Origin of the sequence: Pseudomonas sp. BP11-1-1 (assembly GCF_052112105.1) — a bacterium.
GTDB classification, from domain to species: Bacteria; Pseudomonadota; Gammaproteobacteria; order Pseudomonadales; family Pseudomonadaceae; genus Aquipseudomonas; species Aquipseudomonas alvandae.
In genome coordinates, this window is the sequence record NZ_JAUTYU010000021.1 from 1 (window position 1) to 26858 (window position 26858).

The window sequence follows — 26858 nt, forward strand, 5'->3', positions numbered from 1 at the left end:
GGGCCCAGAGTGTGTAAAAACCGATATAAACATCGTCGGCACGTAGTGCCGACAGGTGTTGGCCAACTGATAAAAACCTAAAGCGCTCCTGTACCTCCAAACGGCCCCTACAAGCGCTAGCAAGGCTCAGTAAGCTTGATTAACGGGGCAAAACGGCAGGCTTTCAGGCCGTCAGCGCCTTCATCAGACCTTGCGCACCTAGGATTTTCATCACTCTTTTCCAATTGTAAGCGAGCACATTCAAGCTCATTTCGGTGCTCACCCCAGCCAGCCGTCGCGTCAGAAAATGAGTCGCCCCCATCCATTGCTTCAGCGTCCCGAAGGGGTGCTCGACCGTTCTCTTGCGGATGATCATCATCTGCGGCTCATTGTTCAGGCGGGCCTGCATTTCCTCCAGTACCGCCTCGTGTTCCCAGCGCCGGATCTTTCTCTCTCTGGCCGGTGTGCATTGCGCCTTTATTGGGCAGGCTCTGCAGTTGGAGTGCCAGTAAACGTCCAGCTTCTTGCCCTTGTCGACGTAAAAGTTGCGCCAGATCAGCACTTGCTTGGCGGGGCAGACGTACACATTTTTTTCCGCGTCGTAAACAAACTCGTCATTGCCGAAGCGGCCATCAAATTTGGCCCGCGAGCTCAGCGTTTTTGGCACATAAGCTGTGATTCCTGCCTCGTGACAGGCCAGGATTTCTCCGCTTTTGTAATACCCTCGGTCCGCCACCACCGACAACGATTCGATTTGCATCGCCTTACTGGCTTGCTGGGCCATCGAGCTAAGCTGATCACGGTCGTGACCGACATTGGTCACCTCGTGCGCGACGATCAAATGGTGTTTGGTATCGACTGCTGTCTGCACGTTGTAGCCCACGATGCCATGACCGCTCGTCATCATCATCGAGCGCGCGTCCGGGTCGGTCAGCGAGATCTGTTTGTCCGGCGATGCTTCAAGCTGTATTTCAAACGCCTGGAGCGCCTTCATCTGCTCCTTCAATTTGGCGATCTTCTCTTCCAGGCCGCCTTTGGGCCCTGAAGACTTGGGCTCTTCCCGATCAGCCTCATCCAGGGCCTTCAGATAACGGGCGATGCTTGACTCGATGTCTTCCATCCGACGCTTCAGCTTGGCGCTGGTAAAATTGCGGTCGCGGTTGTTCACCGCCTTGAATTTACTGCCATCGATGGCAACGAAGTGTTCCGAGAAGAGCCCCAGTTGTTGACACAACACGACGAACTGCCGACAGACTCCTCGAATGGCCTTCCCATTGTCTTTGCGGAAGTTGGCGATGGTCTTGAAATCCGGCATCAGGCGACCGGTCAGCCACATCAGCTCGACGTTGCGCTGCGCCTCGCGCTCAAGGCGCCGGCTTGACTGGATACGGTTGAGATAGCCATAGATATAGATCTTCAGCATGACTGCAGGATGGTAAGCCGGTCGGCCTGTTTTAGCGGGGACAGCGCTTTCAAAACCCAAGCTGATCAGGTCGAGCTCATCCACGAAGACATCGACAACGCGCACCGGATTGGTATCGCTGACGTACTCGTCCAAGCTCTCGGGGAGCAAGGTAGTTTGATCTCGGTGCTCACCTTGGATGAAGCGTTTCATGGGCAGCCCTTGCAATGAAATCCTGGGGAAATCATAGCAAGGGTTGGCTTCGGAGTTTTTACACACTCTGGGCCATGGATGGCCCATCGCGGCGGGCCCACGGAGCAAGGCCGGAGTGAGGGCACACCGAGCCTAGGCGAGGTGCCGAGTGGTGGGGCAAAGCCTTTTTGGTTACTTTTTTGGCGTCTGAAAAAAGTGACCCGCTGTAAGAGCGGAACCGCCAGCCGCCGTTACAAAAAAAAGGATATTCACTCGATCCTGGACCAAGCCTACGAACGGAAGCCTCAAGGTTGTTCGCCTATCCAAAGGTGCTTCAAACTGTCGCAGAACAAGGCCTCCAAACCATCTGATCCGGTTTTTATCAAGCCACCTGAGTCTGTTATGCAATCAGTTCAATGGTCATAGTGCCCCGGCCAGATAGCGGCTGATGAGCGACCGACCATGAGCGAAAGAATCCCCGTCCAGTTGATACAGACCTTCGATCCCACACCGACGAAGATAAAATCCAGGACCACCGACCACCTGATCCATACCCGCAGCTTCACCGGCCTGTTCCGCACCCTGCGCATCAGCGGCGCCGGCGTCCTGTTCCTGCTGTTCTTCGGCACGGTATGGCTGAACTGGGGCGATCGCCAGGCGGTGCTCTGGGACCTCTCCGAAAGCAAATTCCACATTTTTGGCGCGACCTTCTGGCCCCAGGACTTCATCCTGCTGTCGGCGCTGCTGATCATCGCCGCCTTCGGCCTGTTTGCGATCACCGTGTTCGCCGGGCGCGTGTGGTGCGGCTACACCTGCCCGCAGAGCTCGTGGACCTGGATCTTCATGTGGGTCGAAAAAATCACCGAAGGTGAACGCAACCAGCGGATCAAGCTGCAGGCCGCGCCGTGGAGCTTGAACAAGTTAGTGCGGCGCTCGGCCAAGCACACGTTGTGGCTCGCCATCAGCCTGCTCACCGGCCTGACATTCGTGGGCTATTTCACGCCGATCCGTCCGCTGGCCGAGGAACTGCTCACCTTGCAAATCGGCGGCGTCAGCCTGTTCTGGGTGCTTTTCTTCACCGGGGCCACCTACCTCAACGCCGGCTGGTTGCGTGAAGCGGTATGCATGCACATGTGCCCTTATGCGCGATTCCAGAGCGTGATGTTCGACAAGGACACCTTGACCATCTCCTACGACGTAGCCCGTGGTGAAATTCGCGGGCCGCGCAAACGCGAGGTGAATCCTGTCGATATTGGCCTGGGCGACTGCATCGATTGCCAGATGTGTGTGCAGGTCTGCCCCACCGGCATCGATATCCGCGATGGCTTGCAAATGGAGTGCATCGGTTGCGCGGCATGCATCGACGCCTGCGACTCGATCATGGACAAGATGGGTTACGCCCGCGGCTTGATCAAATACACCTCTGAACGCCAGCTGCAAGGCGGGAAGACTCGCCTTTTGCGGCCACGGCTGATTGGCTATACCGCCGTGCTGCTGGTGATGATCGGTGCGCTGGCCGTGGCGCTGGTGCAGCGGCCCATGGTGTCGCTGGACGTGAGCAAGGACCGTGGCCTGTTCCGTGAAAACAGCCAAGGCCAGATCGAGAACATCTACAGCCTGAAAATCATCAACAAGACCCAGCAACGCCAAGCCTATCAATTGTCCCTGGTGGACGGTGACGGCTTCGTCCTGCAGGGCAAGACGCAACTGAGCCTGGCGCCAGGAGAAATCATTGACGTACCGGTATCGGTGGCGATGCTCAGCGAACGGCCGCGGAGCGGTTCCCAAGAGATGACCTTCAAGGTTGCGGACAGTGACGAACCTGATATCTACAGCGAAGCAAAAAGCCGTTTTGTAGCACCGATGAATCGATGAAGCCTTAAGATGCCTCGCTCCACAGTCAAAAGCGCAAACCACGCGTTATCCAATACCGGGCCAGCCATGAAACGCTACGAAAAATTCGCCGATGACATCGCTGAACTGATCCGCTCCGGCATGCTCGGGCCCGGCCAGCGCGTGCCGTCGGTGCGCTTCGCCAGCCAGACTTACGGCGTCAGCCCATCCACCGTCTTCCAGGCCTATTACCTGCTCGAGCGACGCGGCATGATCCGGGCGCGGCCGCGTTCCGGTTACTTCGTCAACAATCATGCACCAAGCCCGTTCTGCGAGCCGGTCATCAGCACCCAGGTGCATGAGTCCACCGAAGTCGACGTCAGCGAACTGGTGTTTTCGGTGCTCGACTCGATCAAGGACCCGGCCACCGTGCCATTCGGTTCGGCCTTTCCCAGCCCGACACTGTTTCCGTTGCAACGACTGTCCCGTTCGCTGGCCAGCGCCACGCGTGAAATGGATCCGCGCATGGTGGTCACGGACATGTCGCCGGGCAATCCCCAACTGCGCCGCCAGATAGCCTTGCGCTACATGGTTGGCGGGCTGATGCTGCCCATGGAGGAACTGCTGGTCACCAACGGCGCCCTGGAAGCCTTGAACCTGTGCCTGCAAGCCGTGACCGAGCCGGGCGATTTGGTGGCGATCGAAGCACCCGCGTTCTATGCCAGCCTGCAAGTACTGGAGCGACTGAAACTCAAGGCCGTGGAAATTCCCGTGCATCCACGTGACGGTATCGACCTCGACGTGCTGGAGCAGACGCTGGCGCGCCATCCGATCAAGGCGTGCTGGTGCATGACCAGCTTCCAGAACCCCATGGGCGCGACCATGCCCGAAGCCCGTAAACAGGCATTGGTCGAGTTGTTGCGCCGACACCAGGTGCCGCTGATCGAGGATGACGTCTACGCCGAACTCTATTACGGCCAACAGGCACCCAAGCCGGCCAAGGCGTTCGATACCGAAGGACTGGTGATGCATTGCGGTTCGTTCGCCAAGAGCCTGGCCCCGGGCTATCGCATCGGCTGGGTCGCCGCCGGACGCTACGCGCAGAAGATCGAACGGCTCAAGCTCATGACGTCCCTGTGCGCCTCGATGCCGGCCCAGGCCGCGATCGCCGACTACCTGCAACACGGCGGCTACGACCGGCACCTGCGCAAGTTGCGCTATGCCCTGGAAGAACAGCAAAGCGCGATGCTTGCCGCCATCGGCCGGTATTTCCCAGCCCAGACCCGCGTCAGCCAGCCGGCCGGGGGTTACTTTCTCTGGTTGGAACTGCCGGAACAGATTGACTCGCTGAAGCTGTTCCAGATGGCGTTGGCCCAAGGCATCAGCATCGCCCCCGGGCCGATCTTTTCACCGACCCGGCGCTTCAGGAATTGCATCCGACTGAACTATGGCGGGCCTTGGACCGAGGTGTCGGAAAAGGCCATGGAGACGTTGGGGCGGATTATTCGGTCGTTCTAATATTTGGTTTGCCAGCACTACCGTCATCGCGAGCAAGCTCGCTCCCACATTTGGAACGCAATCCCCTGTGGGAGCGAGCTTGCTCGCGATGAGGCCAGGGCAGACCGCCCAGTTCTCAGCGCCCGCCCCCAAGGTCCACAAACGTCCCCGTCGCATACGAAGCCTTGTCCGACAACAACCAGATAATCGCTTCGGCCACTTCATCCGGGCGTCCGCCGCGCGCCATGGGAATCGCCGACTCCAGCTTGCTGACCCGGTCCGGATCGCCGCTCAGGGCGTGGAAATCGGTGTAGATGTAGCCCGGACGCACCGCGTTGACGCGAATGCCTTCGCCGGCCACTTCCTTGGACAGACCCACGGTGAACGTATCCAGCGCGCCCTTCGAGGCCGCATAGTCGACGTATTCCGCCGGCGCGCCCAGGCGGGCAGCCACCGACGAGACGTTGACGATGCTGCCACCCTGCCCGCCATGCCGGGGCGACATACGCAGCACCGCATGCTTGGAACACAGGATCGGGCCCAATACGTTGGTTTTCAGGATCTTGAGGATGCGGAATTCAGACATTTCATCGAGGCGGGACTTGTGGGCGACCGTACCGGCGTTGTTCACCAGGGCGGTGACACGCCCCAATTCGACGTCAACGCGATTGAACAGGCCGACCACCTCATCCTCGATGCTCACATCGGCCCGCACCGCAATGGCTTGCGCGCCCTTGGCCCGGACCTGTTCGAGAACGTCCTGGGCAGCGTTTTCATCGGATTGGTAATTGATGCAGATTCGATAGCCCAGGTCGGCCGCCAACAGCGCCGTGGCTGCCCCGATCCCGCGCCCGCCACCGGTGATGACGATGACTTTATCCACGCTTGCTCTCCCGTTCCACGCAAACACGTCGGGCCCAAGAATAGCGTTGACCCGACGATTTGCACAACGCGCCCCGCTTACCGGGGCGGCGGCACTCCCTAGCGGGCCAGTGCGCGCAGGTCCAAGCGCCCGTCCAGCAGCGGTGGGCACCAGTAATAACCACCGGTGATCGGTCGGCTCATGCGGTACAAGCCGTCGGTAATGCCGTCTTCGAGGCCACTCATGCGGCGCAGTTGCACCTCGAACGCATCCAGGGAGAAGCCGAACGCCAGGAACATCAGGCCAGCGCGATCACCTTCGATCCACGGCATCGAACGCCGCACGACGAAGGCTTCCGGGGCGAAGCTCTCCTGGGCGGTGCGCTTGACGTGGGCCGACTCCGGCGCCTCTTCGATTTCTTCGTTGTCGCTCAGGCGCCGGCCCATGATGTTGTCGCGCTCGTGGGGCTGCATCGCGGCAAATCCGTCCAGATCGTGTTGCCATTGCTGGATCGCGGCGAAGCTACCACCGCGCAATCCATCCACGCCCTGGGCCAGGGCGGCGGCGACGGCCGCTTCATCGTGGGGGTTCTCAGTGCCATCTTCGTAGCCGGTCAGGTCGTGGCCGGTCATGTGACGGAAGGTTTCGCTCATCTGCACCAGGCGCAGGGCCGGTGCCAGCGCCGCTTCGAGGGCGCGACTGCGGTGCATCAACTCGCCCCGGTCCTCACCATGCAACCAGCACCAGAGCGCATGCTGGGTCGACGGGTTATCCACGCCGACCCCGGCCAACGCAGGAAACGCGCGTAGGCCCTCGACCTGGGCCCCCAAGGCCTGCACCAGCGACTCACCGAAGCCGACGACCGCACGGCCATCCAACTGCAGCAACAATTTATCGATCGCAGCCGGCAGCGCCTCGACCGATTCCAGGGCAAAAAACAGATGACGAGCCTGAGGCGGAACAGGGGTGGCGAGAATGCCGGGCTGGTAGTAACTCATGTGAACTCCTTCAGAAAGAGCCGCGAGTTTACCCGGCGACTGCCGCTTTGTGTGGTTTGGCTTGAGGTCCGATCGCTTCCGGCTACCGGGCGATTTTGTGGGAACCTTCCGTTGATCTTGTCGGACCGCTCGGAAACGACTCTTGGCCCTATGGCGTCGGATTGTCGCGCAGCCACAAACACCCTAGATTGGCGTCCCTCAAGTAGGCCAACGAGAGCGGTCCACCATGCAAATTGTCAAATCGATACTCGCCGGGACATTTTTACTGGTTGGCGCGATGCCAGCGGTCTTTGCCCAGGAGCGCATTGAAGAGACGGTCAACGCCGTCATTCAGCCCTTGATGCAGCAACAGGACATCGCGGGCATGGCGGTGGCCATTACCCACAACGGTCAACGTCATTTTTTCAATTATGGCGTCGCCGCGAAGGACACGAAAAAGCCTGTCACCGACCAGACCCTGTTCGAAGTCGGCTCGATCAGCAAGACCTTCACCGCCACGCTCGGCGCCTACGCCCAGGCCCGAGGCAAACTGCAATTGTCAGACCCCGCCGGCCGCTACGCCCCCGAGCTGAACGGGGCAGCGCTCGCAAACACCCGCCTGCTGGATCTCGCGACCTACACGGCAGGCGGGTTGCCTTTGCAGTTTCCCGACGATGCAGACCAGGCCGACCGGATGTTCAGCTATTACAGGTCTTGGAAGCCGCTCTACCCGGCCGGCACCCAACGGCTCTATTCCAACCCCAGCATCGGCCTGTTTGGCCATCTGGCGGCGCGCGCCCTGGGCCAACCGTTTGATGACGTGATGGAACAGACGCTGATGCCGGGGCTGGGCCTCAAGCACAGTTACGTACGGGTACCGCAAGACCAATTGGGCCGATACGCCCAGGGGTATGCGAAGGATGGCAAGCCCGTGCGAGTCGGACCTGGCGCCTTGGATTCCGAGGCATATGGGGTAAAGACCAGTTCAGCGGACCTGATTCGTTTCGTCGAGGCCAACCTGCGGCCTGAGCAACTGGACGCTGACCTGAAACAGGCCATTGCCACCACACACACCGGTTTCTACCGGGTTGGCGGGATGCACCAGGGGTTGGGCTGGGAGTATTACCCCGCTCCGTTCAGCCTGGATGGCCTGCTCGCCGGTAACACGCCGCATATGGCCCTGACCCCACAAAAGGCCGAACCACTCGACCCACCGCGGCCAGCCCCGGACGGCGCCTGGGTCAACAAGACTGGGTCTACCAACGGCTTCGGCGCGTATGCGGTGTTCGTCTCGGGAAAGGATTTGGGGATCGTGATGTTGGCGAACAAAAACTATCCGAATGAAGAGCGGGTGAAGGCCGCGCACAAAATCCTGATGGTATTGGAACAGCCATGAGGTCCGCTTTTTGGGGCTAGGGAGCTTGCTCCCTCGCCACAGGAACATCGCTGCTGTTGGAATTCAATCATCCAATGGCTGCGGCGCAGCCGCCGGCTTGGCCGTCTTGCCCGACTTGGCACCTTTCGTGTCCTTGGCCGGTGCCGGTTCTGGCGCGGGTGGCGGAGTTGGCGCTGCCGCTTCTTTTTCAGCCGCGGGCAGTTTGTCGACCGTGTCGAACAGCTCCTTCAGCTCGATCGCGCCTGAATGCTCCAGCTTCTTCTCCCCGTCCTTGCCCACCAGGATGATCTTGGTCTGCGCACCGGCCCCCAGCTTGAGGGAGCGGATCAGCGCCATGGTGCTTTGCGGGTCGAGGTCTTTGCCATCCCGTTGGCCGATGGTGTTGAGTACGGTGTAAAGCACCATGTTGCGTTCGGAGAAGCCCTGCTTGCCCGCCGGTTCATCCAGGGATTTTTTCAGGCTGACCCAGGCGGGGTCGACGGTGCTGGGCGCGATGACGATCAAGGGGCGGGCCTTGCCCACCTCCGCCACCAGGGGTGAGTCGCCATCGGCGGCGAACAGGGGCCCAACGAAGGCCAGCAAGGTAGCGAAGGTCAACGACCGAATGAGCATGCGCCTCTCCTTTTGATATTTACGCTGTACTGATTGCACATGGCGGCGATTGTTCCGCGAGAGTCGCCCTTTACCGCGCAGGCCTGTCTTGAAGCTTAGGCCAGCAGCCCCATAGCGCAACCGCGACACAGCGCGATCAGAGGCCGAACGGGAACGTGTCCTCTTCATGCTCCTGTGTGTGCGGCGTCGGCAACGGTGTAACCGCTTCAGTCTGTTCGAACCAGAGCCAGGCGTCGAACTGCTCGGCCAGCACCGCTTCGAAATAATGGCTCTGGCGTTCGGTTTCAGGACGGTAGATCACACCGATGGCGCGTTCGAGCAACGGCTCGGACAACGCGTCCAGCAGCGCTTCGTCAGGCGCCGTCCGCCAGTCGGTCAGCGACGCGCGCACGCCTGCTTGCAAAAATGCCCGCTCCCAACTGCCGGCCAACGCCGGAACCACTGGCTTGATTTTCATCGGCGCGTCCTAGTCATCGGCGGCCGCCACGCTGCCACGGTCAGTGCCCATGCCCAGAAGCACCGCGTCGCGGCCATACGCCATGCGACAAAGTTGCCCAATGTTGAACTCGCCTTCCCAGCCCATGCGTGTCGCGGCGGCATTGCCGATGTGGGAGTTATGGGCCCAGACCACCGCTTTCGCCTCTGGCCCACGATGTTCCAGCAGGCTTTGCAAGGTGTCGAACATATGCCGGTCCCGCAGGTTCCAGGAGGACTTGCCGCCACGATACATGGCGCGATAGTACTGCTCGGCGGCACGCACCACCCGGGCGTTCTGGATGGCGCTGAAAAAGCCTTCATCATCCTTGATCAACGGGTCGAGGCGCTCGGCGAGCATCGTGTTGAGCTGCTCGACCACCGCATCCTCGCAGGTCGCGAGGTTGCCGCGTTCGGTGAAGTGACCATACAGCGCCGGGTCGTCATGCCAGGGCGTCAGGCAGCCATAACGGTGCCGGGCATCACGGGCCAAGTGAGGATGTGCCTGGTCGAGGTAACCGAGCACCTCGTCGATGGAGTGCCGCAGGCTGTAGACATCCAGGCCGCGAAACTCCACGCGCCGGGCATCAGGCTGGCCAAGGTTGTAATCGTGCAGCCAGCGGACGAAGGACTGGACATCCGTGTTGCGCCACATCCAGCTTGGAAACCGCGCGAAGGCCTGTTGTTTCCAGGCCGAGGGGCCGAGGTGGCGAACACAGCGGTCGATTTGCCCCGCGTCGGGCCAGTCGGCTTCGACGGCGACAATGCCGAAGCCGTGGTGCTGGATCAGGTGCCGGGTGATGGCGGCGCGGGTGCGGTAGAAGTCGTGGGTTCCGTGACTCGCTTCACCGATCAACAGGACCTTGGCATCGGCGAAACGATCGAACATCTCGGAAAAGGCCGGACTATCCTCGGCGGGCAGCGGTTCGGCGTGATGACGCAGGATATCGGCGATGTCGGTGCGCGGTTCGGCGCGACGACGGCGCAGGCGTTGCAGCAGATCTCTGGCTGGGCTGTTCATGGATCGTGGCCTCATCAGTACCTGGTTTACAGGTATGACTGTGGCTATGGACGCATGACTCCGATCAAATCAGAACGCGAGCTTGAAGCCGATCATCGCCAGCATCACCGCCAGGCAAGGGCGCAGGAGTTCATCGGAAATGCGTCCCGACAAATGGCTCCCCAGGTAGATGCCCGGCAACGAACCGATCAGCAGGAAGCCCAGGATGTGCCAGTCCATGTTGCCCATGCTCGCATGGCCCAGGCCCGCCACCAGGGTCAGCGGCACGGCATGGGCGATTTCAGTGCCCACCAGGCGCTTGGTGACCAGGAATGGATAGAGGATGAACAACGCGACAGTGCCCAGGGCACCAGCACCAATGGAGGTCAATGCGACCATCGTGCCCAGCACCAGGCCAGTGATGACGGTCAATACGTTGAGCCGCGAGCCGCTGGGGTTGTAGTGGCCGCCGGCGCGATCGTGGGCGAATTGCAGGAGGCGTTTCTTGAACAGAATCGCAAGGGCAGTGGCAAACAGCACGAAACCCAGGGCTTGCTTGATCACCGCGTTCATGGCGTCGGGCGAGCTGTGCAGGCTGTTGAGAAACCACAGCGTCAGCCCCACCGCCGGCACGCTGCCCAAGGTCAGCCAACCGGTGATGGCCCAGTCGATATTGCGGTTCTTGGCATGAACCAGCACGCCGCCAGACTTGGTAATGGCCGCGTACAGCAGATCCGTGCCCACCGCCGTCGCGGGGTTGATACCAAACCACAACAGAATGGGGGTCATCAGCGATCCGCCACCGACACCGGTCATCCCAACGATGAAACCGACCACCAGGCCCGCTACGACTAAACCGACATTACCGAAATCCATCAAACCCGTCTCAGCGCAACCGCATGAAAAATCTGGCCGCGAGCATAGCGATTTTTCTTATAACCCCCTATATCGATGTGATCTATCTTTATTCCATTTCTTGCGCCGTTACTGGACAGGCAGGAAATTGAGGAACAACAGGCTCTGGGCGTAGTTCAGGCCGATGCGCCGGTAGCGCTCATCGAGCATCTGTGTCAACAGGTCCAGGCGGGCGACGATTTTCCCGAACTCAACGGCGAAACTCAGGTTGCTGCCCTCCTCCGAAATTTCATTGGAAAACAGCATCGGCGTGCCGTCCTTGTTTTGGCGCTGTCCGAGCAGCCAAGTGGCTTTTTCGATATTGCGCGCGGCATTGCTGACGAAGCGCGGATCGATGGTGTCGGTCATGTAGAACTCGAGGCGGTTGCCATGGGCCGTCACCAGCATGCTGCCAATGGCATAGATGAATGCGCCGACGCGATCGCCGAGGAACTCCGGGCTCATCGCATAGCTCAGGGCGGCCAGGTCTTTTTTGTTGCCCAGGGCCGGCAAGGGCTGCTGCTGTTCGATGGCTTGGCGAACCTGCTTCACGGCCGTGCGAGCGTCGAGAAAGCCTGACTTGCGCAACTCTTCGGGGTTACGCAGGTAAAGCTTATGCATCAACAGGTACAGACTCTGCAGGTTGTCATGCATCGAGAGGGTGGCCATGCGGTCGACGCTGGTCTGCAAGAACTCCTGGGGCCTGGCGTTGCTGAATTGCGTGACCATGTCCTGGCCTTGCTGATGGCTGCACCCGCCGCAAAGCAGCAGTATCAGCCCTGCTAACAGCAAGCCGCAGCGACGTGGCGACCTCATCACGGAATTTAAAACACCGGCCATCGAATCTCGGTCTGGACATGGGGAAAACGGTCGGGGTTGCCGCTTTCTGGCCATGGATAGAGCGGCAAAAACCGTAAAAGTGCGGCGCCCCACGCAAAAGCTCACGCTTGGGCGAGCTTCGTATCGATCAATTAGTCTTACTTTTTAATTGATAATTCCCGATTTATAGCTATAAATCCCTTCTCCACCCTCAAATAGAAAGACTACTGAACAGAAAAACCTTCATCGCTGTCCGACCAAGTAACGGACTCGACCACGTTAAAAACAACAACAAAACAACAGGAAAGGAAGGTCACACCATGCTGGAATCCAGACATCTGCTCACGGCCCTCGGAGTTTCTCTGATGATTGCCACGTCTTCCCAGGCCGCCGGCCTGACCAATGAACGCGCTGCCTTCGGCAAGACCAATGACGGCACGCCCGTTGAAAAATACGTGCTGCGCAACAGCAACGGCATGGAAGCTACCGTCATCACCTATGGCGGGATTCTCCAGTCGCTGATCGTGCCGGACAAAAACGGCATGACCGACGACATCGTGCTCGGCTTCGACGACGTGCAGGGCTACCAGAAGAACGGCACCGTTTACTTCGGCGCAACCATCGGCCGCTTCGGCAACCGCCTGGCGGGCGGCGCCTTCGAGCTGGACGGCAAGCGCTACCAAGTGCCGCAGAATGACAAGGACAATGCCTTGCACGGCGGACCGCAAGGCTTCGACAAGCGGGTATGGAAAGCCGAACCCCACAATGGCAAGGATTCGGTCGGCGTGACCCTGACGTATGTGTCGGCGGACGGTGAGATGGGCTTTCCAGGGAACCTGAAGACCGACGTCACCTACAGCCTCAACGATCAAAACGAGCTGCGCATCGATTACAAGGCCACCACCGACAAACCGACCGTGCTGAACCTGACCAACCACAGCTATTTCAACTTGGCAGGTGCGGGCAATGGCGACATTCTCAAGCAAGTCGCCACCCTGCATGCGTCCCGCTACACGCCGGTGACCGCCAAGCTCATTCCCACCGGCGAACTCGCGCCCGTGGCCGGTACGCCGATGGATTTCACCAAGCCCACCCCGATCGGCACCCATATCAAGGCCGACCATCCGCAGTTGAAGTTCGCCGAACCTAAACAGGGCGGCTTCGATTTCAACTGGGTGCTCGACGCCAAGGGTGACGTGGGCAAGCTCGCCGCCGATGTCCAGGATCCGAAGTCCGGGCGGCGCCTGCAGCTCTTTACCACTGAACCCGGCGTGCAGTTCTACACCAGCAACTTCCTCGACGGCACGGTCAAGGGCAAGCAAGGCAAGGTCTATCCGCACTGGGGCGCGTTCACCCTGGAGACCCAGCACTTCCCCGACTCGCCCAACCAGCCGGACTTCCCGACCACGCGACTGAATCCGGGCCAGACCTACACCCAGGCCATGGTGCTGAAATTCTCGGCGGAATAATCCCATCGACCGATCGTTCCCGCGCTCTGCGTGGGAACGCCTCCTGTGACGCTCTGCGTTACGCTTTCGGGACGCAGCGCATCCTTGGCTGCTTTCCCGCGCGAATCAAACCTGAACACCTGGTCTATCCTGCTGCCACAGGTTTAATCAACCAGCACGACAGGAGACGTGAATGAAAACTCTGGAATTGGCCGGCGTATCCGTTCCGGTGATCGGCCAGGGCACTTGGCGCCTGGGTGAAGAACCGTCCCATCACAAGAAGGAAGTCGCGGCCCTGCGCCTGGGCATCGAACTGGGTATGACCCTGATCGATACGGCCGAAATGTACGCCGAGGGCGGCGCCGAAAAAGTCGTTGGCGAAGCGATAACCGGGCTGCGCGACCAAGTGTTCCTGGTGAGCAAGGTCTACCCCCACAACGCCAGCCGAAAAGGTATTCCGCTCGCCTGCGAACGCAGCCTGCGGCGGCTCGACACCGACTACATCGACCTCTACTTGCTGCACTGGCGCGGCCAATACCCCTTGGAAGAAACCGTCGAAGCATTCGAGCGACTGCGCGAAGAAGGCAAGATCGGGTCCTGGGGCGTCTCGAACTTTGACGTCGACGATATGGAGGAACTGGCCGCGCCGGCCTGCGCCACCAACCAGGTGCTGTACAACCTGCAAGAACGCGGCATCGAATTCGACCTGCTGCCCTGGAGCCAGCAGCAGCGCATGCCTATCATGGCCTATTGCCCGGTCGGCCAGGGTGGGCATCTGCTCAAGGATCACACCGTGCAGCAGATCGCCGAGCGCCACCACGCAACGCCGGCCCAGATTGCCCTGGCCTGGCTGTTGCGCCAGGACAACGTCATCGCCATTCCAAAGGCCGTGCAGCCCGAACACGTGCGCCAGAATGCCGAAGCAGCGGAGCTGCGGCTAGAGCCCCAGGATCTGGCGGCGCTGGACTTGGTGTTTCCGCAACCTCAGGGGAAGCAGCGGTTGGCGATGGTTTAGCCTGGAGAATCGAAGGCTCCGTGGCGAGGGAGCTTGCTCCCGCTGGGGTGCGAAGCGGCCCTCGCTTTCAGGCGGCTGCTGCGCAACCGAGCGAGAGCAAGCTATCTCGCCACAAGAGCCTCCCCCTCCAGCCCATCACTCAGCGGCGTCAGAACAACCCCATCTGCCCCCCAACCAGCGTCGAAAAATCATCCCCCACAAACGGCAGGATCGCGTCCGCCACCGGCTGTAGCTGCTTGGTCACGTAATGGTCGTAATCGATGGGCGCGCTGCGGGTTTCCAGCGGCTCGGGGCCGGCGACGGTGATCACGTAGCTGATCCAGCCGCCGTTCTGATACTGCCGTGGACGGCCCTGGCGTTCGTTGAACTCGTCGGCGAGCCGCGCGGCCCGTACGTGGGGCGGCACGTTGCGTTCGTAATCGTCAAGGGGGCGGCGCAGGCGCTTGCGGTAGACCAGGCGTTCATCGAACGTGCCGGCCAGCGTCTGGCGCACATAATCGCGCACGTAGTCCTGATAGGGCTGGCGATGAAAGATCCGTCCGTACAGCTCCTGCTGGAACTGCCGGGCCAGCGGCGACCAGTCGGTGCGCACGGTTTCCAGGCCCTTGTAGATGATCTCGTCGCTGCCGTCGGCACGGGTCACCAGGCCGGCGTAGCGCTTCTTGCTGCCCTCCTCCGCGCCGCGGATGGTTGGCATCAGGAAGCGCTTGAAGTGGGTTTCGAATTGCAGCTCCAGCGCGCTTTCCAGCCCGAACTCATCACGCACCTGCTCGCGCCACCACTGGTTGACGTACGCCACCAGTTCCCGGCCGATGCCCGCCGCCTCCTCCTGGCCATGGGCCCGGCGCAACCAGACAAACGTCGAATCGGTGTCGCCATAGATCACCACATGCCCGCGGGCTTCGATCAACTGCCGGGTGCGTTGCATGATCTGATGACCGCGCAGGGTGATGGACGACGCGAGGCGCGGGTCGAAGAAGCGACAGCCACTCGAGCCAAGCACGCCATAAAACGCGTTCATGATGATTTTCAGCGCCTGGGACAGCGGCGCATTGTGTTCGCGCTTGGCGGTCTCCCGGCCTTCGGCGACCCGCGCGACGATGGCCGGCAGGCAATGTCGAGTACGGGAGAACCGCGCCCCGCGAAAGCCTGGCACCGACGCGTGATCATCCGGATGGCGCAGGCCTTCGATCAGTCCCACCGGGTCGATGAGGAAGGTGCGGATGATCGACGGATACAGGCTCTTGTAATCGAGCACAAGAACCGACTCGTAGAGCCCCGGCTGGGAATCCATGACGAACCCGCCAGGGCTGGCCTCGGGCGGACGCTGGCCGAGGTTCGGCGCGACAAAACCCTGGCGATGCATAAGCGGCATGTACAGGTGCGTGAACGCCGCCACCGAGCCCCCGCTACGATCCGCCGGCAGGCCGGTGACGCTGGCGCGCTCCAACAGGAACTCGAGCAGGTCGGTCTTGGCGAAGATCCGCGTCACCAGCTCGCAGTCCTTGAGGTTGTAGCGGGCCAGGGCCGGCTTGTCCTCGGCGAACATGCGGTTGATCTCGTCCATGCGCTGGTACGGGTTGTCGATGGACTTGCCTTCGCCCAACAGGGTTTGCGCGACGTTTTCCAGGCTGAACGACGGGAAACTCCAGGTCGCCGAGCGCAGGGATTCGATCCCGTCGATGATCAACCGCCCCGCCGCCGAAGCGAAAAAATGGTTGTTGCGCGCGCCGTGCTCGCGCCACTGCATTTCCTCCCCGCCACGCCCCAGGCGCAGCGGCACGGCCAGCCGGCGGGCATGTTCGTGCAGCACGCGCAAATCGAACTGCACCAGGTTCCAGCCGATGATTGCGTCGGGGTCGAAACGGGCGAACCACTCGTTGAGCTTCTTCAACAGCAGCGTGCGGGACTCACAGTATTCCAGCTGGAAATCCACCTCGCGATCATCGCCATTCGGCGGTCCGAGCATGTACACCTGGCGTTCGCCACAACCTTCCAGGGCAATGGAATACAACTCACCCTGAGCGGTGGTCTCGATGTCCAGAGACACCAGCCGCAGCGGCGGACGGTATTCGGGCGCCGGTTTCATCTGGGCATCGAGCAGCAGGCCATCGGCCGAGGGCGTGCCGCCGAACCAGACCGGGGCGGTGATGAAGCGCTCCATCAGGTAGCGCTCCGGCGGGCGGATGTCGGCTTCGAATACTTCCACGCCGGCGCGCCGCAGCGTGGTGTCCAGGCGCATCAGTTGCGCATGCTGCCGGCAATACAGGCCCAGCACCGGGCGGTGTTCGAAATCCAGCAGGTCCAGGGGACGCAGTTCGACGTCCTTTTCCCCTTGCAACAACGCCTCGACCTGGCCGCGCTGGACCTGCGGCACGAACGCCACCGAGGGCTGCACCGGCAGGCGCACGCGCCGGGGGCCGGCATCGGTTGCCAGCCAGAACTCGACTTCGGTGCCCGCCGGGGTGTCGCGCCAATGCCGGGTCAGGACGAAGCCCTGCTGTAGATTCACCGCTGAAACCTCGAAACTTGGATGTCACGCATTCTACCCGTGGAGAGGGGATTTATCCCCGCTGGGCTGCACCGCAGCCCCAGCAACTTGCATTAGATGAATGTCGTGTCGACATTTTTGGGACTGCTGCGCAGCCCAGCGGGGATAAATCCCCTCGCCACAACGGCGGATGACTTTAGATAGGAGTGAATTCACCCGCCATGACGGTTTTGGACGACTGACTGCCGCTTTATCGCTTGCTCTGCGCCGTTGGGTCTACGATTCTTTAATCACCCGCAAAAAACGACACCCGAGGCCTCACCATGAAAACCGTCGCGCAGTTGCTCCGGATAAAAGACGAGAAGAACCAGCAAGTGCACACCATTTCACCGGACGACATGGTTTTGCAGGCCCTGATGCGCATGGCCGAGAAAAACGTCGGCGCCCTGCTGGTGGTGAAGAACGACGAAGTGCTGGGCATCATCAGTGAGCGCGACTATGCGCGCAAAATGGTCCTGCACGGGCGCTCCTCGGTGGGCACGAAAGTGAGCGACATCATGGTTTCGCCCGTGATCACCATCGACCCTCATCAGAACGTCGAAACCTGCCTGAGCATCATGACCGAAAAACATTTGCGACATTTGCCCGTCGTGGAGGACGGCAAGCTGGTCGGCCTGTTGTCAATCGGCGACCTGGTCAAGGAAGCCATTGCCGAGCAGGCGGACCTGATCAGACAACTGGAGCAATACATTCGCGGCGAATGATCGACTCGGACGGGTTGCTCATTTGCGACTCACTTCTATATTGAAGGAGTTGTCCCTGCCCGAGCATCCCGATGGCCGTCACCGACCGACTGATCATTTGTGAACATTGCGATGCGGTGTACGAGCCGATTGAGCTCGGCCCGCATCAACGAGCCTTGTGCGTGCAATGCCATGCGGTGATCCAGCGGTACGACGGCCTGACCATCGAGCAGCGCCTGGCCCTGACCATCACCGCGGCGGTGCTGTGGGTCTTTGCCAATGTCTATCCGGTGATGAGCATCCGGCTCCAGGGCTTGAGCAACAGCGCAACGCTGTGGGATTCCGTCGTGGCGCTGAGCCAGGGACCGATTACGTTCATTGCCCTGGTCGCCGCAATCGCGATCATCATCGCCCCCGCCTTCCAATTAGCGCTCTTGCTCTGGGTGCTGGGCTACGCCTATTCAAACCGCCGGGCTCCGGCGTTCAACCTGTGTATGCGCAGCCTGGAAACACTGCGCCCGTGGAGCATGCTGGAAGTGTGCCTGCTGGGGGCGCTGGTCGCGGTCATCAAGCTTGCCGGGCTGCTCGACGTGCTGCCAGGCATCGGCCTGTTCGCCCTGGGAGCCTTGAGCCTGCTGATGATCCGCATCGCCGGCCGCGACGTCCGTGACCTGTGGGACCGCCTGTGAACGGCGCACCGCTGGGCAACCCGCCCCGGGCCGATGATCTGAACCTGTGCCTGTGCCACAGTTGCGGCCTGGCGTGCGACATGGCCGACGAACCCGAGACCTGCCCGCGCTGCGATGCCCGCCTGCACCGGCGCAAACCCGATACCCTGACGCGCACCTGGGCGTATATGCTGGCAGCCCTGGTGTTTTATATTCCTGCCAACCTGCTGCCGGTCATGAACACCCAGATGCTCGGCGAAGGCGCGGACAGCACCATCATCAGTGGCGTCCTCGAGTTCTGGCACAGCGGTGCCTGGGACATCGCTCTGATCATCTTCATCGCCAGCATCGCGGTGCCCGGCATCAAGTTCGTCGTGCTGACGCTGCTGCTGGTGACCGTGCAACGGCGCAGCACCTGGGCCCAGGTCCAGCGCGCGAAGCTGTACCGGCTGGTCGAAGTCATCGGCTATTGGTCGATGCTCGATGTGCTGGTCGTGGCGTTGGTGGCGGCCCTGGTGAAATTCCAGGCGTTGAGCGATATCGAACCGCGACCGGGGATCCTGTTCTTTGGCCTCGTGGTGCTGTTCACCATGCTGTCGGCCATGAGTTTCGACCCACGCTTGATCTGGGACACCCAACCCTCCGAGGAGACCATGGATGAAGTCGCAAGCCACTGACGGACAACCCGCACCGGGCCGCGCGCATGTCACCAGCCGTCGCTGGACGGTCTCGCTGGTGTGGATCGTGCCGATCATCGCGGTGTTGGTGGGCGTGTCCCTGGTGGTGCATAACTGGCTGCAGGAAGGCCCGACCATCACCATTACCTTCAAGACAGGCGAAGGCCTGACGGCCAACAAGACCCCGGTCAAATACCGCAACGTGGTGATCGGCCAGGTGACGGACGTGCAACTGAGCGAGGATCAGAAAAATGTCACCGCCACGGTCAAGCTCGCCAAGACCGCCGATACGTTCACCCACGAAGACTCGGTGTTCTGGGTGGTCAGGCCACGCATTGGCGCGGGCGGGATTTCCGGGATAGATACCTTGCTGTCGGGGGATTTCATCGGCGCCGACGCCGGCCATTCGAAAGTCCGCGCCAAGTCCTTCACCGGCCTGGAGGCGCCACCGCCCATCACCTACGGCGAACCGGGCAAGCGCTTCACCCTGCACTCACAGGACCTTGGTTCGCTGGACATCGGCTCGCCGGTCTACCTGCGCAAGATCCCGGTGGGCCAAGTGGTGTCCTACGCGCTGGATGCCGACGGCAAGGGCGTCAACATCGAAGTATTCATCAATGCGCCAAACGACGCCTACGTTACCGAGAACACCCGTTTCTGGAACGTCAGCGGGGTTGATGTGAACGTCGGAGCCAACGGCTTCGCGGTCAAGACCGAATCCCTGTCCGCCTTGCTGGTGGGTGGCATTGCCTTCAGGGCACCGGAATACAGCCCCAACGACACGCCAGCCGCCGAAGACAAGAATTTCGAGCTGTTCGCCGACCAGCAGAGCGCCCTCGCCCCGCCCAGTGGCAAGGCCCAGTACCTGGCGCTGCGCTTCGACCAGGCATTGCGGGGGTTGCGCGTCGGGGCCCCGGTGGAATTCCTCGGGATCGAGATCGGCCGGGTGGTGGCCATGAACCTGGATTTCGACGAAAAACAGCGCACGTTCCCCGTGAATGTCGGCATCGTGATCTACCCCCAATTGCTGGGCAAGGCGCATGAGAAGTTGCTCAAATCCCTGGATTACGACCCGGAAGACGAAGCCGCCGCGGCTCGGCTGGTCGGCAGTTTCGTCGAGCGGGGCCTGCGTGCCCAGGCCCGCAGCGGCAACCTGCTGACCGGGCAGTTGTACATTTCGCTGGATTTCTACCCCAAGGCCGAAAGAGTCGCCTTCGACACGTCCGCCCGCCCCCTGCGGATCCCCACGATTCCGGGCAGCCTCCAACAATTGCAGGAACAACTGCAGACGGTGATCGAGCGTATCAACAAGCTGCCGCTGGAAAGCATTGCCAGCAATCTGGACGGCAATCTCGTAGAACTGCGCAAAGGCCTGTCGCAATTCAACAGCAAGACCCTTCCGGGCGTGCAAAGTACCTTGCAGGACGTGAGCAAGACCTTGCAGTCGGCCAATTCGACCCTGGCGGAGGATTCCCCACAGCGCGAACAACTGACCCAGACCCTGGACGACCTGGGCCGCATGTCGCGGTCGTTGCGCGAACTGTCCGACTACCTGAGCCGCCACCCCGAATCGTTGCTTCGCGGCCGTCCGAAAGACGCCCCGGCGCAAAACCTTTCCTTCCCGGTGAAAGAATGACCCCTGGAGCACGCCTGATGCCGCTGACGCTGAGATGCTCGTTGATCGCCCTGGCGCTGCTGCTCGGTGCCTGCCGCAGCGACCCCATTCACTATCACACCCTGAGCCCGGCCCAACCGGCCGGCCAGGCACGCGCGGGGGTGGATATCCAGATCGAGCAACTCAGCGTGCCGCCCCAGGTGGATCGCACCCAGATGGTCATTCGCCAGGGCGACAGCGGATTGGCGATCCTGGAGACCGAATGGTGGGGCTCAAGCCTGGCGGATGAACTGCGCAGCAGCCTCGATGAACAACTGAGCAATCCCGGCGCGCCGAAGCGGTTGCTACGGGTGGACGTGCAGCGCTTCGACTCGATCCCCGGCCGGTACGCTCGCATGGACGTGCAATGGCGATTGCGCAGCCTTGGCAACGCCGCCAGCACCCTGACCTGTCGCAGCAGCTTGCAAACGCCGGCCGCAGGCAATATCGACGACCTGGTGAAGGGCCATCAGAACAACGTCCGGCAGTTTGTCGACCTCGTCGGGCAAGCGGCCTCGCGCAACGCCTGCCCTTGATTCACCCAGGCCAGTGGAGCGAAAGCACCGGCGCGACACGGGGGTGGCGGTCGATGCGCTCGAGCAAGGCATAAAACTCGGGACGGGCGCTGAGCATCGCTTCACGGGTCTCGACCCATTTCGTGATCACCGCCGCCAGGATATCCAGCGCCCCGGGCTCGGCACCACTGAGGAACGGTGTCGCCGGAAACTGATCGGCGAACAATGCCCAATTGCGATACAGCCTTTGCTTGGTGCCTGCCACCAGTTGCTCCCGGACAGCCTCGTCCGCGTCCGGCAACCAGCGTTCAGGAAAATCGATAATGCCGATGGGCGTGTAGCAATTGGCGGCAATATAGACCAGGCCGCGTATGACCTGCCCGCGCTGGGCCGGGTTTTCCGGCAGCAACTTCGATTCCGGAAAAGACAACCCCAGGTGGATCAGGATCGCCGCCGCCTCGGTCAGGACCGAGCCGTCCGGCAGTTGCAGGGTCGGAACCTGCTTCTGCGGATTCAACGCCTCGAGTTCTTTCGCCGCGTCATTGTCCTCGGTCGAATACGTATCGACCCGGCGGTAAGGCACCCCACACAGATACAGGGCAATTTCCACGGCAGAAGAACCCGACTGACTGTGGCCGAACAGCTGATACATATGCGTGCCTCCTGCAAAGGGATTCAGCCGGTAGAACCCGCAGCCCCATCAGCGTTCCATCAAGCTCATTGACAACAGCCCGAGCAGCTATCACCGCCATCGATGTTCACCATCATTTCAATGAAGTTCTCCTGACCGGTGCCCGGCGCAACAATGGCCCCACACAAACAAACAACCCCCGGAGCACACCATCATGAAACGCCAAATCATCCTCAGCTTCGCTTTCTCGGTCCTGGCAGCCAACGTATTCGCCGCCTCCTCCCAACCCGTCATTGCCGAAGGTGGCTCTGATCGCCTGATCGAAAACCGCGTCGCTGAAGGCGGTGCCGACCGCCTGCTGGAACGCCGCGTTGCTGAAGGTGGCTCCGACCGCTTGATCGAAAACCGCGTCGCTGAAGGCGGTGCCGACCGTCTGCTGGAACGCCGCGTCGCTGAAGGTGGTTCCGACCGCTTGATTGAAAACCGCGTCGCTGAAGGTGGCTCCGACCGTCTGCTGGAACGCCGCGTCGCTGAAGGTGGCTCCGACCGCTTGATCGAAAACCGCGTCGCTGAAGGCGGTGCAGACCGTCTGCTGGAACGCCGCGTTGCTGAAGGTGGTTCCGATCGTCTGGCTCAGAACCGTGCATGAGTGGCCTGTCGGCGGTGCCTGAAGCAGTCTCGAATAGTGGTCAATGGAATCCGTGGCGAGGGAGCTTGCTCCCGCTTGAGCGCGAAGCGCTCACAAGAAAGGGGCCGCCCGAAGCGTCGGACCGCCCCAGCGGGAGCAAGCTCCCTCGCCACAGGTTCATCGCTTACCCCAAGCGAACAACATTACCCCGGCAAGAGCCCGGCCTTATCCGCCGGGCTTTTTCATGGCCAGCGGTTTAGCGTCCCGAAGCCCGCGCCATGCACCGCTGGTAACGTTCGTCCACGCGCTTGGCGAACCATGCGGTGGTCAGCTTGCGAGTGATTTTTGGACTTTTGAGCACGATCCCCGGCAGCACCGCCCGAGGCAACGGCTTGCCCTCGGCCTTTTCAGCCAGTTCGAACACACGCTTGTAGAGCTTGCTGTCCTCGAACGCCAGGCTGTCCCCCAACTCCAACTGATCGCGGATGGTCGGGTTGCGCATCCCCAACGACTTGCCCAACGTGCGAACCGCCAGCTCCGTGCTGCCGGGCATGATTGAGTCATGCAGGATCAGATCGCCGTCCAGGGCCAGGCTGATGCCCGAAGCACGGCTCACCGCGTGCTGGAACGCCGCGTTGCGACTGGCGTACCAACCGGCGTTGAAATCGGCGAACCGGTACAGCGGCTCGGTGTAGCTCACCGGATACCCCAACAAATGGGCAACGCCGAAATACATGCCGCCACGACGGCTGAACACTTCCCGCCGAATCGAGCCATCCACCGTGTAGGGATAATTCCGCGCATTGGCCTGGGCAAATGCGATGCTGACCTGCATTGGGCCACCCGTGTGCACCGGATTGAAACCATCGAACAGCGTCTTGCCCAGCGGCACCATACTGATGAAATCATCAAAAATCGCGCTGAGTTCTTTCTCGCTTCGCGCCGCACTGAGACGATCACTGTAGCTTTTGCCATTCGGCGAGCGCACCTGGAGCGCGGCGCTGACCAGCAGTCCCGGGACATGAACCTTCGCCGCGCGTCGGTCGATTTCCTGCCGGGCAATCTTGCCCAGTCCCGGTACGGTGGGATCGGCCTGGAAAGTCGATTCCTGCTCGGTCACCGCCAGTACCGAACAAATGTTCTGGGTGGTCGGCGGGATCTGTTGAGCCGAAAAGGCGACGTAGATATCGCTGGCCCAGCCTTCTCGGTCAGCGGTCTTGGCCGGCAATAACCGAACGATCTGCGCCTTGACTTCGGCAGGCTGGCGCTCTGGCTCCTGGGCCTGGCGCGTGCCGCAACCGGCCAGGGCCAGCAAGGCGGCGAGACTGATCGTCAATCGAGTGAATTGCATGGTGCTCCATCAGATCCATTGTTCGGGAGCAACCATACGACCAAAAGCCCAGGGAGGCTACTGAAGGGAAACAGATGAATGACAAGGAAGATCCTGTGGGAGCGGGCTTGCTCGCGAATGCGGAGTGTCAGTCACTACCTTCTGCACTGGCATACCGCTTCGCGAGCAAGCCTGCTCCCACATCGGTCCATCCCTGCGTGGAATGCCTGATCAGATCCCGCTCAACGCCAGGTCCATGGCGAAGTAAGTGAAAATCAGGTCCGCCCCTGCCCGCTTGATCGCGCCAAGGCTTTCACGCACCACCCGAGCTTCGTCGATGGCACCCGCCTGGGCGGCAAATTTGATCATCGCGTATTCGCCGCTGACCTGATAGGCCGACAACGGCAGGTTCGACGCCTGGCGGATGTCGCGGATGATGTCGAGATAGGCCCCGGCCGGCTTGACCATCAGCGCATCGGCGCCTTCCTGCTCGTCGAGCAACGACTCGCGCAGCGCTTCGCGACGGTTCATCGGGTTCATCTGGTAGCTCTTGCGGTCGCCCTTCAAGGCGCTGCCGCCCGCCTCGCGGAACGGACCGTAGAGCGCCGAGGCGAATTTGGTCGAATACGCCATGATGGCCGTCTGGCTGAAGCCCGCCTCGTCCAGGGCCCTGCGAATGGCCTGGACCTGTCCGTCCATGGCCGCTGACGGCGCGATGACATCGGCACCGGCACGCGCTGCCGCCACGGCCTGCTTGCCCAGGTTGATCAGGGTCCGGTCGTTATCCACTTCATGGCCGTGCAGCACGCCGCAGTGGCCATGATCGGTGTACTCACAGAAGCAAGTGTCGGACATCACGACCATTTCCGGCACGGCGTCCTTGCAGATCCCGGCCATGCGCGACACCAGGCCACGCTCACTCCACGTGTCGCTACCGTCGCTGTCCAGATGATGGGACACGCCAAAGGTCATCACCGACTTGATGCCGGCGCGGGCATAGCGCTCGATTTCGCCAGCCAGTTTCGACTCGGGGATACGCATCACACCGGGCATGCTCTTGATCGGCACGAAATCGTCGATTTCTTCTTCGACGAAGATCGGCAGTACCAGGTCGTTCAGGGTGAACTCGGTTTCCTGGAACAGGCTGCGCAAGCTTGCGTTGCGGCGCAGACGACGTGGACGTGCTTCGGGGAAGTGGCTGGACATGGGACTCCTGGGGTAAAAATGGGGCTCGATCACAGGGAGCAAAGCTTATGCCCTGGCCGGCCAGGGCACAAACATCGGCGGGAAAACAGAGTGTTACCGGCAAGGCAATAATCCGCTCAGAGCGTCAACACGCCATTGATGCAGGTCACCACGGCACCACCAATCCAGACCTCATCGCCGATCCGCTCGACATGAATCCGCCCGGCCCGCCCCATGGTCACGCCCTGGCTGACCACGTAGGCGCTGGGCGCCAAGCCCTTGCTCAGCATCCACTGGGCGAGCCCGGCATTCAGGCTACCGGTGGCGGGATCCTCCGGCATGCCATCGCCGGCGATGAACCCACGCACTTCGAATTGAGCGGCATCGCCATCCACCTCCGGATCCCACGGCGCAACAACCCCTACGGCCAGGTCACGCAATTGGTAATAATCCGGCTTGAGCGTCAAGACTTGTTGGCGATCCTTGAGCAGCAAGGCCAACCAACCGGCGCCGTTGTCGACCCACTGTGCGTCGACTATCGCCTCGGCTGGAAGCCCCAACCCCTTGCGCACTCGCTCCAGCACGTCGACTTCCAGCGGGCCGGACTTGAGCAAGGGCGGCGCCAGAAAGGCCAGGCCATAGTCGCTGCGGCGAATCCTGACGAGCCCGACACCGCATTCCTGCACGATTTCCTGCCCTTTCGGCACGCCCCCGGCTTCCAGCCACGCGTGGCAACTGCCCAGGGTCGGATGCCCGGCAAACGGCAATTCGGTCGAGGTGGTGAAGATGCGCACCCGGTAATCGGCTTCCGGGTGCTGCGGCGCCAGCACGAACGTGGTCTCACTGAGGTTGGTCCAGTTGGCGAAAGTCGCCATGCGTTCTTCGCTGATCCCATCGGCCCCCAGCACCACCGCCAGCGGATTCCCCTTGAGCGACGCTTCGCTGAACACGTCCAGCTGCTTGAAATCGAATCGACGCGTCGTCGTCATTCTGGAATCTTCAGGCCGCGAGCCACTGCCGGTCGCGCCAGGAAGCGCTCCAGCACCCGTGTCACGTTGGGAAAGTCCTGGATGCCCACCAGATCACCCGCCTCGTAGAACCCGATCAAATTGCGCACCCACGGGAACGTGGCGATATCGGCGATGGTGTAGCGCTCACCCATGATCCAGTCCCGGCCCTGGAGTCGGCCGTCGAGCACCTTGAGCAGGCGTTTGCTTTCTTCGACATAACGGTCGCGCGGACGCTTGTCTTCGTAATCCTTGCCGGCGAATTTGTTGAAGAACCCCAACTGCCCGAACATCGGCCCGATCCCGCCCATCTGGAACATCAGCCACTGGATCGTTTCGTAGCGCGCCGCCGATTCCTGGGCCAGCAGTTGACCGCTCTTGTCCGCCAGGTAAATCAGGATCGCCCCCGATTCGAACAACGCCAGCGGCTGATCCCCCGGCCCATGGGGGTCGAGAATCGCCGGGATCTTGTTGTTGGGGTTCAGCGACAGGAACTCAGGCGACAACTGGTCATTGTTACCGAAGTCGACTTTATGTGGCTCGTAGGGCAGGCCGGTCTCTTCGAGCATGATCGAGACTTTAACCCCATTGGGGGTTGGCAACGAGTAGAGCTGAATCCACTCAGGGTACTGGGCCGGCCATTTTTGAGTGATGGGGAACGGGGTCAGGTTGGGCATGAAATGGGTTCCAAGTGTCAGTCAGAAAGCTGAAGCATAAATCAGCTGATCGGCTTTTGGCCGTCGCCCTTCTTAAATCCGCAACATCCTGTCGCTAACATTCGCTTCAGTCTCTGGCGGGATGCCGTTACAACACAGCGCACCGGCCAGGATCGAACCAACGGGCGGAAAGGGACTCAGAGAACTGCCCCGAGGAATCGAAGCGGCGTAACGACAGGGAAACACCCAAGCCCTCAGGCTTCGTGGTGCCGG

At 61.3% G+C, this 26858-nt stretch carries 23 protein-coding genes and 1 pseudogene; 11 read left to right on the top strand and 13 right to left on the bottom strand.

Annotated features, from left to right (window positions below):
- Positions 1-163 precede the first annotated feature (163 nt).
- The gene (locus Q7C33_RS25260) at positions 164-1594 is read right to left on the bottom strand and encodes an IS1182 family transposase (RefSeq protein WP_407684325.1); all 1431 of its coding nucleotides are present in this window, start codon (positions 1592-1594) and stop codon (positions 164-166) included.
- Positions 1595-2035: 441 nt separating this feature from the next.
- Between Q7C33_RS25260 and ccoG the strand changes: the two genes are divergently transcribed.
- Together ccoG and mapR are read left to right on the top strand one after the other, a co-directional pair.
- Positions 2036-3448, top strand: coding sequence for a cytochrome c oxidase accessory protein CcoG (gene ccoG, locus Q7C33_RS25265; protein ID WP_198798063.1), 1413 nt, complete (start codon positions 2036-2038; stop codon positions 3446-3448).
- 66 nt (positions 3449-3514) lie between these two features.
- Positions 3515-4924, top strand: coding sequence for a GntR family transcriptional regulator MpaR (mapR, locus tag Q7C33_RS25270; protein WP_030138514.1), 1410 nt, complete (start codon positions 3515-3517; stop codon positions 4922-4924).
- Between the two features lie 115 nt (positions 4925-5039).
- Here mapR and Q7C33_RS25275 read toward each other — a convergent pair whose 3' ends face one another.
- Positions 5040-5786, bottom strand: a complete 747-nt coding sequence (locus Q7C33_RS25275) for an SDR family oxidoreductase (RefSeq protein ID WP_030138513.1) — start codon at positions 5784-5786, stop codon at positions 5040-5042.
- Positions 5787-5884: 98 nt separating this feature from the next.
- Complete coding sequence (locus Q7C33_RS25280) at positions 5885-6763, bottom strand: Dyp-type peroxidase (protein WP_407684326.1); 879 nt, start codon at positions 6761-6763, stop codon at positions 5885-5887.
- 226 nt (positions 6764-6989) lie between these two features.
- Here Q7C33_RS25280 and ampC point away from each other — a divergent pair, with 226 nt between their 5' ends.
- On the top strand, positions 6990-8138 hold the full coding sequence (ampC, locus tag Q7C33_RS25285; protein ID WP_407684327.1) for a class C beta-lactamase: 1149 nt from the start codon (positions 6990-6992) through the stop codon (positions 8136-8138).
- 63 nt (positions 8139-8201) lie between these two features.
- Here the strand turns inward: ampC and Q7C33_RS25290 are convergent, their stop codons facing one another.
- The 4 genes and pseudogenes from Q7C33_RS25290 to Q7C33_RS25305 all read right to left on the bottom strand — a co-directional run bounded on the left by Q7C33_RS25290 (position 8202) and on the right by Q7C33_RS25305 (position 11958).
- Positions 8202-8750 (bottom strand): DUF4174 domain-containing protein, encoded by a 549-nt coding sequence (locus Q7C33_RS25290; RefSeq protein ID WP_030138510.1) that lies wholly within the window; start codon positions 8748-8750, stop codon positions 8202-8204.
- A 136-nt stretch (positions 8751-8886) separates the two neighbouring features.
- Positions 8887-10245 (bottom strand): annotated as a pseudogene (locus tag Q7C33_RS25295) (erythromycin esterase family protein).
- A gap of 69 nt (positions 10246-10314) precedes the next feature.
- On the bottom strand, positions 10315-11100 hold the full coding sequence (locus tag Q7C33_RS25300) for a sulfite exporter TauE/SafE family protein (RefSeq protein ID WP_198798058.1): 786 nt from the start codon (positions 11098-11100) through the stop codon (positions 10315-10317).
- A gap of 108 nt (positions 11101-11208) precedes the next feature.
- A complete protein-coding gene (locus Q7C33_RS25305) occupies positions 11209-11958 on the bottom strand; it encodes a hypothetical protein (protein WP_030138507.1) in 750 nt (249 codons plus the stop codon).
- A gap of 299 nt (positions 11959-12257) precedes the next feature.
- Between Q7C33_RS25305 and Q7C33_RS25310 the strand changes: the two genes are divergently transcribed.
- Both Q7C33_RS25310 and Q7C33_RS25315 read left to right on the top strand, forming a co-directional pair.
- Positions 12258-13406 (top strand): aldose epimerase family protein, encoded by a 1149-nt coding sequence (locus Q7C33_RS25310; protein ID WP_030138506.1) that lies wholly within the window; start codon positions 12258-12260, stop codon positions 13404-13406.
- A 172-nt stretch (positions 13407-13578) separates the two neighbouring features.
- Positions 13579-14400, top strand: a complete 822-nt coding sequence (locus Q7C33_RS25315; protein WP_030138505.1) for an aldo/keto reductase — start codon at positions 13579-13581, stop codon at positions 14398-14400.
- 148 nt (positions 14401-14548) lie between these two features.
- On the opposite strand, the gene Q7C33_RS25320 is transcribed toward Q7C33_RS25315, so the two are convergent.
- Positions 14549-16912 carry a DNA polymerase II gene (locus tag Q7C33_RS25320; RefSeq protein WP_198798057.1) on the bottom strand — a complete coding sequence of 788 codons (2364 nt, stop codon included), beginning with the start codon at positions 16910-16912 and terminating at the stop codon, positions 14549-14551.
- 302 nt (positions 16913-17214) lie between these two features.
- Between Q7C33_RS25320 and Q7C33_RS25325 the strand changes: the two genes are divergently transcribed.
- From Q7C33_RS25325 to Q7C33_RS25345, 5 genes are all read left to right on the top strand, one after another.
- Positions 17215-17655 carry a CBS domain-containing protein gene (locus tag Q7C33_RS25325; RefSeq protein WP_030138503.1) on the top strand — a complete coding sequence of 147 codons (441 nt, stop codon included), beginning with the start codon at positions 17215-17217 and terminating at the stop codon, positions 17653-17655.
- Positions 17656-17726: 71 nt separating this feature from the next.
- Positions 17727-18323, top strand: a complete 597-nt coding sequence (locus Q7C33_RS25330; RefSeq protein ID WP_030138502.1) for a paraquat-inducible protein A — start codon at positions 17727-17729, stop codon at positions 18321-18323.
- An 11-nt stretch (positions 18324-18334) separates the two neighbouring features.
- Entirely contained in the window at positions 18335-18979 is a 645-nt protein-coding gene (locus Q7C33_RS25335) for a paraquat-inducible protein A (RefSeq protein ID WP_085987035.1), read from the top strand.
- Positions 18960-20615 carry a PqiB family protein gene (locus tag Q7C33_RS25340; RefSeq protein WP_030138500.1) on the top strand — a complete coding sequence of 552 codons (1656 nt, stop codon included), beginning with the start codon at positions 18960-18962 and terminating at the stop codon, positions 20613-20615. The genes Q7C33_RS25335 and Q7C33_RS25340 overlap by 20 nt, the downstream gene beginning before the upstream one ends.
- A 17-nt stretch (positions 20616-20632) precedes the next feature.
- Positions 20633-21169 carry a PqiC family protein gene (locus Q7C33_RS25345; RefSeq protein WP_030138499.1) on the top strand — a complete coding sequence of 179 codons (537 nt, stop codon included), beginning with the start codon at positions 20633-20635 and terminating at the stop codon, positions 21167-21169.
- A 1-nt stretch (position 21170) separates the two neighbouring features.
- On the opposite strand, the gene Q7C33_RS25350 is transcribed toward Q7C33_RS25345, so the two are convergent.
- Positions 21171-21800 (bottom strand): glutathione S-transferase family protein, encoded by a 630-nt coding sequence (locus Q7C33_RS25350; RefSeq protein WP_198798056.1) that lies wholly within the window; start codon positions 21798-21800, stop codon positions 21171-21173.
- Between the two features lie 193 nt (positions 21801-21993).
- On the opposite strand from Q7C33_RS25350, the gene Q7C33_RS25355 reads away from it, so the two are divergent.
- Positions 21994-22428 (top strand): phage infection protein, encoded by a 435-nt coding sequence (locus Q7C33_RS25355; protein ID WP_407684328.1) that lies wholly within the window; start codon positions 21994-21996, stop codon positions 22426-22428.
- Positions 22429-22663: 235 nt separating this feature from the next.
- Here the strand turns inward: Q7C33_RS25355 and Q7C33_RS25360 are convergent, their stop codons facing one another.
- The 4 genes from Q7C33_RS25360 to Q7C33_RS25375 form a co-directional block, all read right to left on the bottom strand.
- Positions 22664-23758 carry a DUF1615 domain-containing protein gene (locus Q7C33_RS25360; RefSeq protein ID WP_030140098.1) on the bottom strand — a complete coding sequence of 365 codons (1095 nt, stop codon included), beginning with the start codon at positions 23756-23758 and terminating at the stop codon, positions 22664-22666.
- Between the two features lie 210 nt (positions 23759-23968).
- Positions 23969-24943, bottom strand: coding sequence for a porphobilinogen synthase (gene hemB, locus Q7C33_RS25365; RefSeq protein ID WP_198798054.1), 975 nt, complete (start codon positions 24941-24943; stop codon positions 23969-23971).
- A 116-nt stretch (positions 24944-25059) separates the two neighbouring features.
- The gene (locus Q7C33_RS25370) at positions 25060-25911 is read right to left on the bottom strand and encodes a PhzF family phenazine biosynthesis protein (protein ID WP_030140096.1); all 852 of its coding nucleotides are present in this window, start codon (positions 25909-25911) and stop codon (positions 25060-25062) included.
- Positions 25908-26606 (bottom strand): glutathione binding-like protein, encoded by a 699-nt coding sequence (locus Q7C33_RS25375; protein ID WP_198798052.1) that lies wholly within the window; start codon positions 26604-26606, stop codon positions 25908-25910. The genes Q7C33_RS25370 and Q7C33_RS25375 overlap by 4 nt, the downstream gene beginning before the upstream one ends.
- Positions 26607-26858: the final 252 nt, after the last annotated feature.

Coding starts and splice junctions, on each gene's coding strand:
- ampC (WP_407684327.1), top strand. CDS start 6,990: ATGCAAATTGTCAAATCGATACTCGCCGGGACATTTTTACTGGTTGGC.
- Q7C33_RS25300 (WP_198798058.1), bottom strand. CDS start 11,100: ATGGATTTCGGTAATGTCGGTTTAGTCGTAGCGGGCCTGGTGGTCGGT.
- Q7C33_RS25370 (WP_030140096.1), bottom strand. CDS start 25,911: ATGACGACGACGCGTCGATTCGATTTCAAGCAGCTGGACGTGTTCAGC.
- ccoG (WP_198798063.1), top strand. CDS start 2,036: ATGAGCGAAAGAATCCCCGTCCAGTTGATACAGACCTTCGATCCCACA.
- Q7C33_RS25345 (WP_030138499.1), top strand. CDS start 20,633: ATGCCGCTGACGCTGAGATGCTCGTTGATCGCCCTGGCGCTGCTGCTC.
- Q7C33_RS25360 (WP_030140098.1), bottom strand. CDS start 23,758: ATGCAATTCACTCGATTGACGATCAGTCTCGCCGCCTTGCTGGCCCTG.
- Q7C33_RS25355 (WP_407684328.1), top strand. CDS start 21,994: ATGAAACGCCAAATCATCCTCAGCTTCGCTTTCTCGGTCCTGGCAGCC.
- Q7C33_RS25330 (WP_030138502.1), top strand. CDS start 17,727: ATGGCCGTCACCGACCGACTGATCATTTGTGAACATTGCGATGCGGTG.
- Q7C33_RS25310 (WP_030138506.1), top strand. CDS start 12,258: ATGCTGGAATCCAGACATCTGCTCACGGCCCTCGGAGTTTCTCTGATG.
- Q7C33_RS25280 (WP_407684326.1), bottom strand. CDS start 6,763: ATGAGTTACTACCAGCCCGGCATTCTCGCCACCCCTGTTCCGCCTCAG.
- Q7C33_RS25350 (WP_198798056.1), bottom strand. CDS start 21,800: ATGTATCAGCTGTTCGGCCACAGTCAGTCGGGTTCTTCTGCCGTGGAA.
- Q7C33_RS25260 (WP_407684325.1), bottom strand. CDS start 1,594: ATGAAACGCTTCATCCAAGGTGAGCACCGAGATCAAACTACCTTGCTC.
- Q7C33_RS25315 (WP_030138505.1), top strand. CDS start 13,579: ATGAAAACTCTGGAATTGGCCGGCGTATCCGTTCCGGTGATCGGCCAG.
- Q7C33_RS25305 (WP_030138507.1), bottom strand. CDS start 11,958: ATGGCCGGTGTTTTAAATTCCGTGATGAGGTCGCCACGTCGCTGCGGC.
- Q7C33_RS25340 (WP_030138500.1), top strand. CDS start 18,960: ATGAAGTCGCAAGCCACTGACGGACAACCCGCACCGGGCCGCGCGCAT.
- Q7C33_RS25325 (WP_030138503.1), top strand. CDS start 17,215: ATGAAAACCGTCGCGCAGTTGCTCCGGATAAAAGACGAGAAGAACCAG.
- Q7C33_RS25290 (WP_030138510.1), bottom strand. CDS start 8,750: ATGCTCATTCGGTCGTTGACCTTCGCTACCTTGCTGGCCTTCGTTGGG.
- Q7C33_RS25375 (WP_198798052.1), bottom strand. CDS start 26,606: ATGCCCAACCTGACCCCGTTCCCCATCACTCAAAAATGGCCGGCCCAG.
- hemB (WP_198798054.1), bottom strand. CDS start 24,943: ATGTCCAGCCACTTCCCCGAAGCACGTCCACGTCGTCTGCGCCGCAAC.
- mapR (WP_030138514.1), top strand. CDS start 3,515: ATGAAACGCTACGAAAAATTCGCCGATGACATCGCTGAACTGATCCGC.